Genomic DNA, 13899 nt, shown 5'->3' on the forward strand with positions numbered 1-13899 from the left:
GTCAAGGAGGCCTGTTGCCCGACTTCCCCGTTCTTCTCCAACTCGCCGGCCGTTATTGCGTCGTCGTCGGCGGCGGCTCGGTGGCTCTACGCAAAGGGGAGGCCCTGATCCAAGCCGGCGCCCGCGTGCGCCTGATAGCGCCTGAGATTCAAGCGGACAAGCCGCTGCCGCAGTCCGTCGAATGGCTTCGTCGCGCCTACCTCAAGGGCGATCTGGAAGGCGCGTATCTTGCAATCGCAGCTACGGACAATCGGCGGGTTAATGCTGAAATCCTAGAGGAAGCAAGAAGTTTTGGGGTTTTAATCAATGTGGCTGACGCCCCGGAAGATGGGGATTTCACGATGCCTGCCGTGGTCCGACGTGGCGATTTGACCCTCTGTGCCGCCACGTACGGCAGGAGCCCAGCGCTGGCGGCCATCGTACGGCAGCACCTGGAGGAAAGCTTTGGTCAAGAGTGGGGTTTGCTGCTGGAGATTGCGGCCGCCCTGCGGGGAAAGCGATTGACAGCCGCAGGACAAGATAAGTACAGTCAAGAGGTTTTGCGTCAACTCATCGAAGAGGGACTGCCCGCCCTGCTTGCCGCTGGCGCCACAGAGGCGGTCGACAGACGGCTGGAAGCGGTTCTCGGCAGGGGATTTTCCCTTACCGAGCTGGGCATCACGTTGCCGAAAGGAATGCCATGAGCGCCAATGTTCTGCTCTATAAAATAGCTCTGCTGTTTTACCTGGTTGCGACCATCCTGTTTTTTGTCGATGTTATTGGCCGCAAGGAAAACATCGGTAAGATCGGCCGCTGGGTTCTTTTTGGCGGCTTTGTTATCCACTGCGCGGCCCTGGTGGCCCGCTATGTGGAGGCTGGCTACACCCCCGTGGCCAATCTGCATGAATCCCTTTCCTTTTTCGTCTTGTCCATCGTCGGCATCTTTCTTCTGTTCGACCTGCGTTACCGCTTGACGGTTCTGGCGGCTTTTGTCTGCCCTCTGGCCCTGGTGTTGATGATTGTCGGCGGAGCAGTTCCCAAGGCGGTCAGGGAACTGAACCCCATGCTCGACAGCTGGTGGTTCCCGGTGCATGTCACCCTGGCCTTTCTGGGGAACGCCGTTTTTGCCGTCGCCTTCATGGCCGGCATCATGTACCTGCTGCAGGAGCGCATGCTTAAGAGCAAAAAGTTCTCCAGCCTTTATTTTCGGCTGCCCTCACTGGGTACGCTCGACGCCATCAACTACAAATGTCTAACCTTCGGCTTTCCCCTGATGACCATGGGGATCATATCCGGCGCCATGTGGGCCAATTCGGCCTGGGGAACCTACTGGAGCTGGGACCCCAAGGAAACCTGGGCCCTCATCACCTGGTTCCTGTACGCCGCGCTGCTGCATGGGCGACTGACCGTGGGCTGGCGAGGGCGCCGGGCGGCCATTTTCGCCATCATCGGCTTTTTGTGTCTGCTGTTCATGTTCCTCGGCGTCAATCTCTTTTTGTCGGACCTGCACAGTTTCCGTGCCTTGGAGGGCCGGTAGCCCTGGGGCGAACCGGAATGCATCATGAATATCCTAGTTGTCGGACTCAGTCACAAAACAGCCCCGGTTGAAATCCGTGAGAAGGTCGCTTTTGCGCCCACCGCCATGGAAACGCCTCTGCATGCCCTGCTGGCCCTGCCGGGTATCAACGAAGGGATTATCGTCTCTACCTGCAACCGGGTCGAGCTTTACGCTACCAGTCGGGATGCCGATGCCGGCATGGCGCAACTCAAGCGCTTTCTGGCCGAATTTCATCGCCTTTCCCTGGAAGAACTGGAGCCTCATCTCTACGATTATCGAGGGGAAGAGGCCATCCGCCACGTCTTTCGCGTCGCCGCCAGCCTCGACTCCATGGTGATCGGTGAACCGCAGATTCTCGGTCAGATCAAGACGGCCTACGGCTATGCCTCCGAATTCAAGACCGCCGGTCTCATCCTTAACCGCTTTCTGCACAAGGCCTTCTCCGTGGCCAAGCGGGTGCGCACCGAGACCAATATTGCCAGCAATGCCGTCTCCGTCTCTTTCGCCGCCGTGGAGCTGGCCCGGAAGATTTTCAGCTCCCTCAACGACAAAACGGTGCTGATTATCGGGGCCGGCGAAATGTGCGAGCTGGCCGCCCGTCACTTCGTCAATAACGGGGTGACGTCCGTCATGGTGACCAACCGCACCCTGGAGCGCGCCGAAAAGCTGGCGCAGGAATTCAACGGACGCGCCGTCGCCTTCAGCGAATTCCCCCACCACCTGCACCAGGTCGACATCATTCTCACCTCCACGGGCGCGCCCGACTTCATTCTCAGCCACAAGCAGGTGGAAGAGGTCATCCGCCTGCGCAAGAACAAGCCGATGTTCCTCATCGATATCGCCGTGCCACGGGACATCGATCCGCGTGTCAACGATATCGACAACATCTATCTTTACGATGTGGACGACCTGCAGGGGGTGGTGCAGGCCAATCTGAAGGAGCGCCAGAAGGAGGCCAAAAAAGCCGAAGCCATTATTCAGGAAGAAATCGGCCAGTTTTTCCAGTGGCTCTCCTGTCTCGATGTGGTACCGACCATTGTCTCCCTGCGACGGAAGATGGAAGAAATCCGCCAGAAAGAGATGGAGAAGACCTTTGCCAACCTTAAACACCTGGGTGCGGAGGAGCGTAAGGCCATCGAAGCCCTTACCGGCGCCATCATCAACAAGATCCTGCATCAGCCGACGGCCGTGCTGAAAAATGCCCAGAACGGCGAAGGCGACAGTTATGTCGATGCCGTCAGAACCCTTTTCGGGCTGGAGTGTCCCAACCCCGAAGGAGAGATGCTGCGGCTCGACAGCCAATCGAAAGAAGATTAGATTTAACCCTTTTCCGGCAGCGGTCTTCCGGCTGCCCCGGGTGGATGAACTCCCCCGGCCAAGGAGACTTTAGCGTATGGCCAAAAAAGTACTGCGTATCGGAACCCGCTCCAGCCAGCTGGCCTTGTGGCAGGCCAACTGGGTCAAATCGGAACTGGAAAATCGCTATCCGGGCCTTGAGGTCACCCTGACCAAGATCAAGACCCAGGGCGACAAGATTCTCGACGTTCCTCTGGCCATGGTGGGCGGTAAGGGCCTGTTCGTCAAAGAGATCGAAGAAGCCATGCTGCGCGGCGAAATCGATATCGCCGTTCATTCGATGAAGGACGTGCCGACGATCTTTCCCGAGGGACTGGCCCTGCGCTGCATTACCAAGCGGGAAGACCCCCGCGATATCTGCGTCATTCAGTCGGGCTGCTGTTCTTTCCGCGACCTGCCCCAGGGGGCTCGCATCGGGACCTCGTCGCTGCGACGCAAGGCGCAGCTGCTCCACCTGCGCCCCGACTTTCAGATGGTCGACATTCGCGGCAACGTGGAGACGCGTATCCGCAAATTGACCGATGATGACCTGCACGCGGTCATTTTGGCGGCGGCTGGCATGCACCGCCTCGGTTTTTCGGCCCAGATCAGCGAATATCTGCCCACGTCCGTGTCCGTGCCGGCCATCGGGCAGGGGGCGCTGGGTCTGGAAAGCCGCATGGACGATGCCGAGACCAATGAGATGATCGACTTCTTCAATCATCCGGACACGGCCGCCGCGGTCATCGCCGAGCGCGCCCTGCTGCGCCGCCTCGAAGGGGGCTGTCAGGTGCCTATCGCCGGCTATGGCGAGGTGCACGGCGACACCCTCACCTTCACCGGCCTGGTCTCCAGCGTCGACGGCTGCAAGTTTCTCAAAAAGACCGTCACCTGTGCCGTGGACGATGCCGAGAAAATTGGCATCTCCGTTGCCGATGACCTGCTGCTGCAGGGTGCCGACAAGATTCTCAACGAGGTCTACAATCACGAGACGTTCAATGTCGATCGGGAAGATGTCTGAATCCGGTTCTCCGCTGAATCTTCCAGGGGCGCAGCATGCTGCGCCCCTGCCTGTTTGCGAAGGGCTGTTCCGTTGAAGCCGGGCATCGTCTACCTCATCGGGGCCGGGCCCGGCGACCGCGGGCTGATTACCGTGCGCGGCCTCGAATGCCTGCGCCGGGCCGATGTGGTGGTCTACGACTATCTGGCCAATCCCGCCTTTCTCGACGAGGCGCCGGCCACGGCAGAGCACCATTACGTTGGCAAAACCCGCGGCCGGCATCAGGCGCCGCAGGAAGAGATCAACGCCCTGCTGGAGGCCAAGGCCCGCGAAGGCAAGACGGTGGCCCGGCTCAAGGGGGGGGACCCTTATGTGTTCGGCCGCGGTGGCGAAGAGGCGCTGCACCTGCACCGATGTGGCATCCCCTTTGAGATTGTCCCCGGCGTGACCGCCGGCTTTGCCGCCGCCGCCTACGCCGGCATCCCCCTGACCCACCGGGATTTCACCACCAGCCTGGCCCTGGTCACCGGTCATGAGGATCCGGACAAGAAGATGTCCAGCCTCGACTGGTCGAAACTGGCCACCGGGGTCGGCACCCTGGTCTTTTACATGGGGATGGCCAACCTTCCCCTGATTGTGCGGGAATTGATGGCCCATGGACGTCCCGCCTCGACCCCCGTCGCCGTTGTGCGCTGGGCCACCACTCCCCGCCAGCAGACGCTTACGGGCACCCTGGCCGATATCGTGGTGCAGGTGCGGGAGACGGGACTCAAGCCGCCGGCGGTGATCATTGTCGGCGAAGTGATCCGCCTGCGCGAAGAACTGCAGTGGTTTGAAAACAGGCCCCTCTTCGGCCGGCGCATTGTCGTCACCCGCACGGCCGAGCAGGCCGGCGATTTCAACCGTCTGCTCGAAGAGCAGGGCGCCCTGCCCATCGGCTGCCCCGTCATCGAGATCGTTCCCCCGCAGAACTGGCAGGAGGTGGATGCCGCCATCGCCGGTCTTTCGTCCACCGACTATCTGGTGCTGACCTCGGCCAACGGCGTCGACATTTTTTTCGGTCGACTGCGCCAGCTTGGGCTCGACCTGCGTGCCCTGGCCGGCGTCAAAGTCGTTGCCGTCGGGCCCAAGACGGCAGCCGCCATGGAAGTCTTTGGCCTTCTTCCCGACCTGGTGCCGGCCGAATACCGGGCCGAAGCGGTGGTTGAACTGCTGCAGCAGGAAGGTGTGGCGGGAAAGCGTATCTTTTACCCTCGTGCCGAAAAGGCCCGGGACGTGTTGCCCCGCGAGCTGGCCGCGGCGGGTGCCGAGGTGGTGGCGCCCGTGGCCTATCGTACCCTGGCGCCGGCTGGCGCCGGCGAGACCGTGCGTCACCTCCTGCAGGCGAAAGAGGTCGATGCCGTGACCTTCACCTCGTCGTCGACGGTGGAGAACTTTCTGGCCCTGCTGGGACCCGACGCGGTCGAACTGTTGCAGGACGTCACCATCGTCTCCATCGGCCCGCTGACCTCGGCCACCGCCCGTCGCCACGGACTGAACGTACAGGTCGAGCCGCCGGATTACACCCTGGAGGGGATGGTGGCGGCCCTGATTACCTATTATCACCCATCGTGAACCCCGCCGGGCGGGATTTGCATCCACTATTTAACCGGAACCACAGCAAGGGAGGTTTTCATGTTTTTTCCCGAATATCGTGCCCGCCGCCTGCGCCGCAACGCCAACCTGCGCCGGATGGTGCGGGAGACGCATCTGCGCGTCGACGACCTGATCTATCCCATGTTCAGCGCTTTCGGTAAAGGGATCAAAAAAGAGATCCCCTCCATGCCGGGCATCTATCAGCAGTCCATCGAACACATCGTTGCCGAGGCCAAGGAGGTTCATGAGCTCGGTATTCCGGCCGTCATCCTCTTCGGCATCCCCGAACACAAGGATCCCCTGGGGCAGGACGCCTATGCCGAGAAGGGCATCATTCAAGAGACCATCCGCGCCATCAAGAGCGCCGTTCCGGAACTCACCGTCATCACCGACGTGTGCCTGTGCGAATACACCGACCACGGCCACTGCGGGGTTATCAAGGACGGCGACGTGGACAACGACGAGACCCTGGAGCTGCTCGCCGCCGAGGCCCTCTCCCATGCCCGCGCCGGCGCCGACATCGTCGCCCCTTCCGATATGATGGACGGTCGCATCGCCGCGATCCGCGCCATCCTCGACGCCAACGGTTTCTCTCACATCCCGGTGATGAGTTACGCCGTCAAGTATGCCAGCGCCTACTACGGCCCCTTTCGCGACGCAGCCGAATCGACCCCCCAGTTCGGCGATCGCCGCAGCTATCAGATGGATCCGGCCAACCGACTGGAGGCCTTCCGTGAGGCGACCCTCGATGTCCAGGAATGCGCCGATTTTCTCATGGTCAAGCCGGCGCTGGCCTATCTCGACATCCTGCGTGATCTCAAAGAACGCTTCGATCTGCCTCTGGTGGCCTACAACGTTTCTGGAGAGTACTCCATGATCAAAGCTGCGGCCAAAATGGGCTGGGTCGACGAGGAGCGCCTCATTCTCGAAACCCTGCTCGGCATGAAACGGGCCGGTGCCGATCTCATCATCACCTACCATGCCAAGGAGGCTGCCCGTCTCCTGTAGGGGGTGGCCTGAGGACGCGACCAACGGTTAGCAGGCAGCCCCGCCCGGGGCTGCCTTTTTTCCTGGCTCATCGGCACGGGAGGATAAAAAGACTTGCTTCGTAACGGAAGGATTGCAGAGTAACTCATGGTGAATGTGAAGAACCAGACCGCCAGCGCCGAATATCACCTCAGCACCCTGGCCAATGGCCTGCGGGTCGTGACGGTGGAGATGCCCCATCTGCACAGCGCCGAAATGATGTGCTACGTCGGTGTCGGTAGTCGCAATGAAGAGGATCAGCTCGCGGGCATCTCCCACTTTCTGGAGCACATGATTTTCCGGGGGACGGCGGAATACCCTTCCAGCCTCCAGCTGGAGCAAGCCTTTGAGACCATCGGCGGCGCCGTCAATGCCTCCACCGACACCGAGGGGACCTGCTACCATTCCCGACTGCATCCCGATTGTATTGCCGAAGGAGCCAGACTCTTTGCCTCCATGCTGCTGCGGCCCAGCCTTAGCGACGTGGAGGTAGAGCGGCGCATCATTCTGGAAGAGGCTCTGGAAGATCTCAACGAGCGCGGGGAGATGATCGCTCCGGACAACCTGACGGCGCAGCTGCTCTGGCCCGGTCATCCCCTCAGCCGTCCGACCATCGGCTGCCGGGAGACCATCAGCGCCATTACCCCCGAAGATCTCCGCGCCTACCATCGCCGCTATTACCATCCCGCCAATACGGTTATCGCCGTGGCCGGGCGGGTGCGGCCCGGCGAGGTGCTGAGGGCGGTGGAGGAAGCCTTTGCCGCCTGGCCGAGCGCCGACCTCCATGCCTGCCTGCCAGCCCCGGCAGGAGGCGGGGAGACGCAGCCCGAGTCGATCTGGATCAAGGATTCCGACTCGCAGATCAACCTGCAGCTGGCCTTTCGCCTGCCCGGCCGCCATGCCCGTGAAGTGGCGGCCCTGCGGCTACTGCGGGCGGTACTCTCCTGGGGGGGCGCCTCCCGCCTGATGCTGCGCCTGCGGGAGATGAAGGGGCTAACCTACAACGTCGAGGCCAATCTGGCTCTGCTCGACGATTGCGGCTGCCTGACCGTCGACCTGGCCGTAGCTCCCGACAACCTGACGGCCGCCGTGGCGGAGCTTTTACTGATTTTCGAGGAGCTGTGTCAGGTGCCGGTGGGCGAAGAGGAGTTGCGGCGCGTGGTGCAGAGCTATCTCTTCGCCCTCGATTTCAGCCGCGACCACACGGACGATCTGGCCACGCGCTACGGCTGGGGGGAGCTGGTCGGCTGTGTACGCACCCTGGCGGAGGATCGCCGCGAGATGCAGTCTGTGGAGGCGTGCGAGCTCAGGCAGACGGCCGCCGCCTTCTTCACTCCCGGCGCTCTCAAGCTGGCCGTGGTCGGCCCCTTTCGCGCCCGCGACCGCCGGGAAGTGGAGAAGATGCTCAAGCGCTACCGTCAGGGGTGAAGCCGCCTCAGGCGATGCGAATGGTTTTGTACAGGAAGTTCTTGAATTTGTAGAAAACTTTCTGGTCCTCGTCCGTGCCGTTCTTGACGTCGCAGGCCTTGAGCAGGACGGCCAGCTTCGGCATGGTGGTGCCGCCCTGGGCGCGGGCGAGGTCGACCACTGCGGCCACCACATCCCGGGAAATGCGATTCTCCGAAAAGGGGGTGTGCACCGCGCTCCAGAAATCCCGCTCCCCGCGGGTGATCCCTTCCAGAATCTCCTGCGCCATCTGCTCCGTCAGCTTTTCGGCGACATCCTCCCTCTCCTGGGCCTCCATCGAGCTGAGCACCCGGCGAATATCCTCCTCGTTGATCACATGGCCCTTGCGGAAGAAAAGAGCCCGTAGCAGGATGCTGCGCAGCTCGCGGATGTTGCCGGTGTAGTGGTGCTGCACCAGTAGGTTCTGGGCGCTGCGGGTCAGGGTAGGGGCGTCGTCCTCCGTCTCCTCGGGTTTCTTGTAGACGCGAAAGAGCTTGCCGAGGAAGTGGGTGGCCAGGTCGGGGATATCCTCGTGGCGCTGGTTGAGGGATGGCACCTCGATGGTCAGCTCGGAGAGGCGGTGGTAGAGATCCTCGCGGAAATGGCCTTCGCGGATGAGCTGTCGCAGGTTTTTGTTGGTGGCGGCGATGAGCAGCACGCGGGCATAACGGGTGGTGTTCTCGCCCAGACGGACGAAACCGCCGTTGTCGAGAAAGCGCAGCAGCTGCACCTGGGTCTTGGGGTCGGCATCGCCGATTTCGTCAAGAAAGACCACGCCGCCGTGGGCCTCTTCCAGAATTCCCTTGCGGTCGGCGTGGGCGCCGGTGAAGGCGCCGCGTTTGTGGCCGAAGAGTTCCGAGTAGGTCAGCTCGCCGCTGTAGGCGGCGATGTTGGTCTTCTTCACCGGCAGCTCCCCCTGAGGCGCCAGCTTTTCCCGGTACATCTCGTTGAGGCGGGAGAAGATGTTGTTAAAGAGGAACTCCTTGCCGCTGCCGGTGCATCCAGTGATAAGGATGGAAGGGAGCCCCAGGGTGGCCTCCTGGATGTCGCGCTGGTGCCAGTAGGCGATGCGGTTGAAGATGGGCGGGGTGATGCGCTGGATGAAGTCGACCACCTCGTTGGCCTTGGTCGAGTTGCCGATGATGTTCCCCAGCTTGTAGGAAGAGATCTTGGGGTCCTTGTAGCCGACGTCCGTGCGCAGGCGGTTGACCTCGGTGGTAAGCTTCTCGATGCGCTGCAGGTCGGACAGGTAGCGACTGATCATGCGCTCGATGATGAGCAGCAGGCGCTTGTGTTCCTCGGTGAAGTAGTAGGGGCGCAGGCTGTCGAGACAGATGACGGCGATGACCTCGCCGTCGCTGATGACGGGGACGGCCAGCTCGCTCTTGATGGCCTCGGTGATCTCCCGGTAGAAGCCGCCCGCCAGTTTTTCCTCGGCCGTGTCCGAAACCAGGTAGGGGCGGCCCGTGTAGGCCACATGGCCGGTCAGGCTGCGTTCCCCCGGCGGCAGATTGGTGCTGCCGACGCGAATGGGGGGAATGTTCTTCTTGAGCCACTCCTTGCTCTTGGCGCCGATGAGGCGGCCGTCGGGTTCTTCCACTACCAGCCAGCGTTCGCCGTTCTCCTCCCGCACCAGGGCGATGCTGCCGGTGGAGGCGCCGATGAGCTCCGTCGCCATGGACAGGATGCGGTTGAGAAAGGGCTGCAGACCCTCGAACTTCTCCTTGAGCAGGTCGTTGATCTCCGAGAGGACCTTGACCTCCATGTGCTCGTCGCCGATCTCCTGGATGACCCGCTCGGCCATCTCGGCGTGGGCTTCGAGCAGGCCCGTCTCGAACTCGGAAAAACGGTAGTCCTCCTTTGTATAGTAGTTGACCAGGCAGATGACGCGGCGGGTGTAGGGGTCGTAGCGGGGGACGACGTAAAGGGATTTCAGCCCCAGTTCCTCGGTGAGGTAGCGCTTCTGCAGGGATTCGGTGGGCAGGCTGGGCAGAAAGAGAGGCTTGAGCAGGGTATCGTCGATGATAATGCCGGCGCTGTTGATATACTGGGAGAGCAGCGACTTGCCCGGTGCCAGGCTGATGAGCTTGTCATCCTCGTAAATGCGCTTGACGTCCTTTTCCTTGGAGAAGGTGGCCAGCACCTGCAGGCCCTCTTCGCCGGCATCGGGAGCCAGGGGAGAAGGAACGAGGACCGAGGCGAGGGCGAGGCGATCGAGCAGCTCGACCGCCGATTTCACCATGGCGAAGGCTGCCTCCTTTTTTTTGGCCTCGTCCACCCGCCGGGCCAGCACGATCTGCTGGTGGTACTTGCGGGCCTGGTCGATGCCGGGGACGACCTGCTGCAGAAAGGTCGCCAGGCTCTCCTGCTGGTCGTCCGAGGGGAGCTGCCCCTTGCGGCTGCTGTCGATGCAGAGGACGCCCACGGCCCGTCCCTGGTGGACAAGGGGGAGGTGGTAGGAGGACTGCACGGCGAAACGCTCCGCCAATTCGAGGGCGAAAGGGTTATCCAGAGTCGCCACGTCACTGACCCAGGCCGCTTCCTGGGTGGTGTAGACCCGGCTGACCAGGAATTCCTCAGAGTTGATGGGGAAGCCCTGCCGCCGGATGCTGCGGGCGTGGATGCCGTTGGCGGCGGCGCATTTGAGGCTGCCGCTGGTCAGGTCTTCCAGGTAGATGCGGCAACGATGGTGTGGCGCGACGAGACCAATGGCCTCCATCATGACGTGCAGGATGTCTTCGAGGTTTTCCTTGCCGTAACCGCCGATCTTGGCCGTCAGCTCGCGGACCTGCGGCGAGAGGTTGGGTGCCGTATTCATGGGTATCGTGTTCCTTCGTATGTAGGTAATGTACTCAGGCACTATACGCGCTGGCCGGGGTCTTTGTCAAAAGGTGGATTTCTCAGGGTTTTCGGCAGATGAGTCTTGCCCCGGCGGCTGATAGACATTAGACTGATAGTCCTTTTCACGAATCCCCCTGCGCCACTGGCCCGACGGGGATGACGATTCCAGGCATCCACGAGGATAGGCGATATGGCGTCCGGCAAAACCATCATCATCGGTCTAGGCAGCGTGGGCTTTCAGCTCCTGCGTCTGCTTTCGAAGGACTTTCAGCTGACCTGCATTGATACCCGCCCCGATATTCTGGAGGCGGCCCGGCAACTTAAGGGCAACAGTCTGGTCACCTTGGTTGGGGACGCCACCAGCCGCCTGGTGCTTGAAGACGCTGGCGCCGCCGAAGCGGATATGGTGGTGATCACCACCACCTCGGAGACGATCAATATTGAGGTGGCCCGTGTTCTCTACGAGCACTTCGACGTTCCCCGGGTGGTGGCCATCGGCATCACCCAGAAGGGGATCGAGCAGCTGGAAGCCTATGACGTGGAGGTCGAAGGGCTCTTTGCCGTCAGCGCCATCGGTCTGCGCAATCGCCTCGAGGCCAAGACCAAGACGGTGACGGGCATCGGCCTTGGCAAGAACGAGATCCTCGAAGTCGAGGTGCATCCCTACTCCCGTCTGGCCAACAAGCCCCTCTCGTCGCTCAATCCCAAAAGCTGGCGCATCGGCATTATCTATCGCGAGGGGAATATCGTCATTCCCCGCGGTGAGACCATTTTGCGCCCCAAGGACCGCATCATTCTGCTCGGCGACCCCAAGGTGCTCAAGACCGTGGCCGACATGCTCACCTTTCGTTTCACCCTCTTTCCCCTCGAATACGGCGATACCCTTGTCGCCTACATCGGTCCCGGCGATTCGACGGACTACCTGGAGGAAATCGCCTATCTCGCCAGCGTCTACCCTTTGGAACGGGCCCTGTTTCTCTGCTCCAACCGCAGCGAACAGCTGGACCAGAGCCTGCGGACCATTGCCGAAAAACACCGGCTGACCGAGATGGTCATTGAAGAGGTGCCCGGCCCCGTGCAGGAGAAGACCGTCACGGAACTTCTGCAGAAGCACGGGCGGCGCGCCGGCATCGTGGTGCTGTCGCACCAGGCGGCGATTGGCTCCTTCTTCCGGCGCTTCAGTCACGGGCGCAAGCAGTTTTTGCGTGAGCTCTCCACCCTGGTCGGCTGTCCCGTGCTCATCGCCGGCGGCAGCTTTCCCTATGCCGATGTGGCGGTGCCCTGCTACGAACCCAGCGGTCTGCAGTCGGCTCTCGAGACGACCCTGGAGATGACTTCGGCTATCGATTACCGCATCAACGCGCTCTTCGTGACCCTCTCGCCCTATATTTCCTCCGAGCAGGAGACCGACGTTTTCGATGAAATGACCAAGACCGTGGCCGACCTGGGCCTGGTGTACAAGGCGAGCATCAAGAACGTCATCCTTGACGGCAACCCCATCCGCTCCGTCGAGGAGGCGCTTGGCCGCTACAACCTGATGGTCAGCAGCATCGGCAGCTGGCGCGAAAACACTCTGCTGGGCGAACTCTTCCGTCCCGATGTGCCCTGGCGGATCGTGCTGACCTCCCCGGTGAGCGTCCTGCTCATCCCCCCCGTCGAGGCGCTGGCCTAGGAGAGACGATGCACGATCACCTTTTCTCCATGTTCCTGGTATTGGTCGGTGTCGCCATCATCCCCTTTCTGGCCCGGCGTTTCCGCGTGCCGTCGGCGGCTCTGGAAATCGTCTACGGGGCCCTGCTCTTCAACCTGCTGCTAGCCGGGCGGCCGGAGTGGTTCGCCCTGCTCGAGGAGCTGGGCTTTATTTTTCTCATGTTCATCGCCGGCATGGAGCTCGATCTGCACCGCATCCGCAAGAGCGGCAAGACCGGCTGGTATCTGCTCATTTCCTTTCTCTCTTTTACCATTACCCCCCTGTTGTTCTGGAGTGTGGGGCAGCCCTTTTTCCTCGGCGTCGCCGTCGCCATGATTTCCGCCGGCATCGCCATACCCGTGCTCAAGGAGCTCGGCCTTATCAAGAGCACCCTGGGGCAGGACATCATCGGCGTCGCCCTGACAGGAGAGCTGCTCTCCATCCTCGTGCTGACCCTTATCGACGCTTTTCACAACCACGGCGCCACCTGGGGAGCGGTCATGGAGATCGGCAAGCTCTCTCTTCTCTTCGCCCTCGCCCTACTGGCCCTCAAAGGGTTGTACCTGGTGGCCTGGTGGCATCCGGACCGGGTCGAAAAGGTGATGGAGAGCGAAGACCCCGTCGAGGAGGGCATCCGGGTGCTGGTGACCTTCGCTTTTGCCGGGGGCCTGCTGGCCTTGGCGGCGGGGGCCGAGCCGATCCTGGGCTCCTTCCTGCTCGGGGTGGTGTTCAGCTATGTCTTCAAGAGCCGTGGGCGCTTTGAAGAAAAGATCAATGCCCTCGGCTTCGGTTTTCTCATCCCCTTCTTCTTTATCGGCGTCGGCTCCCGCCTGTCTTTCTCTCATCTCGCCTCCCTGGAAACCGTGGGGATCGCCCTTGGGCTGACCCTCATGGTCCTGGTCAGCAACCTCTATCCCCTGCTCTTGGCCAGGCCGCTGCGGATCAGTCTGCGCGAGGCTTTCAGTATGTGCATCCTCCTCTCGGCCCCCCTCTCCATGATCGTCGTCGCCGGCACCCTGGGCGAGCGCATGGGCCTGGTCTCCCCCAAAGTACAGGGGGCGCTTATCCTCACGGCTCTGCTGGCCAGCGTCGTCTATCCTTCCCTTTTCCGCTTGCTGGCACGGCGGCAGGAATCTTCAGCCGATTGACCAAAAAAACTTCCCTTACAAACATCTAGGACATTCTTAACACCGACCTAACCTCCTGGCGCTGTAGTGTTCGTGACACGCAGAACTTACAGGGGGGGCACTATGTGCGGATGGTCTTTTCTACTGCTGGCGCCGATTCTGGCTTTTTACGGCTGGCTTTACGGACGGTTTACCTGTCTCGCCGCCGATCGCCTTGTCAAGGAGATCCTGACCGGGGCAGGGCCTAAAAAGGAAAGGTGAA

Annotated in this window: 11 protein-coding genes; 10 read left to right on the forward strand and 1 reads right to left on the reverse strand. The window is 61.6% G+C overall.

All coding sequences use genetic code 11. From position 1 onward, the window contains the following. Window positions 1-14 precede the first annotated feature (14 nt). From MJO47_RS05000 to MJO47_RS05030, 7 genes are all read left to right on the forward strand, one after another. A complete protein-coding gene (locus MJO47_RS05000; protein ID WP_253960015.1) occupies window positions 15-683 on the forward strand; it encodes a bifunctional precorrin-2 dehydrogenase/sirohydrochlorin ferrochelatase in 669 nt (222 codons plus the stop codon). Then, window positions 680-1516 carry a c-type cytochrome biogenesis protein CcsB gene (ccsB, locus tag MJO47_RS05005; protein ID WP_253960016.1) on the forward strand — a complete coding sequence of 279 codons (837 nt, stop codon included), beginning with the start codon at window positions 680-682 and terminating at the stop codon, window positions 1514-1516. The genes MJO47_RS05000 and ccsB overlap by 4 nt, the downstream gene beginning before the upstream one ends. Window positions 1517-1540: 24 nt before the next feature. Continuing rightward, the gene (gene hemA / locus MJO47_RS05010; protein WP_253960017.1) at window positions 1541-2854 is read left to right on the forward strand and encodes a glutamyl-tRNA reductase; all 1314 of its coding nucleotides are present in this window, start codon (window positions 1541-1543) and stop codon (window positions 2852-2854) included. A 76-nt stretch (window positions 2855-2930) separates the two neighbouring features. Next, window positions 2931-3893, forward strand: a complete 963-nt coding sequence (gene hemC / locus MJO47_RS05015) for a hydroxymethylbilane synthase (RefSeq protein WP_253960018.1) — start codon at window positions 2931-2933, stop codon at window positions 3891-3893. A 72-nt stretch (window positions 3894-3965) separates the two neighbouring features. Then, window positions 3966-5486, forward strand: coding sequence for a uroporphyrinogen-III C-methyltransferase (gene cobA, locus MJO47_RS05020; protein WP_253960019.1), 1521 nt, complete (start codon window positions 3966-3968; stop codon window positions 5484-5486). A gap of 60 nt (window positions 5487-5546) precedes the next feature. Next, complete coding sequence (hemB, locus tag MJO47_RS05025; RefSeq protein WP_253960020.1) at window positions 5547-6515, forward strand: porphobilinogen synthase; 969 nt, start codon at window positions 5547-5549, stop codon at window positions 6513-6515. Between the two features lie 126 nt (window positions 6516-6641). After that, complete coding sequence (locus tag MJO47_RS05030; protein WP_253960021.1) at window positions 6642-7961, forward strand: pitrilysin family protein; 1320 nt, start codon at window positions 6642-6644, stop codon at window positions 7959-7961. A gap of 7 nt (window positions 7962-7968) precedes the next feature. On the opposite strand, the gene MJO47_RS05035 is transcribed toward MJO47_RS05030, so the two are convergent. After that, window positions 7969-10797: a GPMC system transcriptional regulator gene (locus MJO47_RS05035; protein WP_253960022.1), complete on the reverse strand. Its 2829-nt coding sequence runs from the start codon at window positions 10795-10797 to the stop codon at window positions 7969-7971. Window positions 10798-11010: 213 nt separating this feature from the next. On the opposite strand from MJO47_RS05035, the gene MJO47_RS05040 reads away from it, so the two are divergent. The 3 genes from MJO47_RS05040 (at window position 11011) to MJO47_RS05050 (ending at window position 13898) form a co-directional block, all read left to right on the forward strand. After that, window positions 11011-12492: an NAD-binding protein gene (locus MJO47_RS05040; protein WP_253960023.1), complete on the forward strand. Its 1482-nt coding sequence runs from the start codon at window positions 11011-11013 to the stop codon at window positions 12490-12492. Between the two features lie 8 nt (window positions 12493-12500). Further along, a complete protein-coding gene (locus MJO47_RS05045; RefSeq protein WP_253960024.1) occupies window positions 12501-13658 on the forward strand; it encodes a cation:proton antiporter in 1158 nt (385 codons plus the stop codon). A gap of 102 nt (window positions 13659-13760) precedes the next feature. Further along, window positions 13761-13898: a hypothetical protein gene (locus tag MJO47_RS05050; RefSeq protein ID WP_253960025.1), complete on the forward strand. Its 138-nt coding sequence runs from the start codon at window positions 13761-13763 to the stop codon at window positions 13896-13898. Window position 13899 lies beyond the last annotated feature (1 nt).

Source organism: Desulfuromonas sp. KJ2020, from assembly GCF_024197615.1.
Lineage (GTDB): Bacteria > Desulfobacterota > Desulfuromonadia > Desulfuromonadales > SZUA-540 > SZUA-540.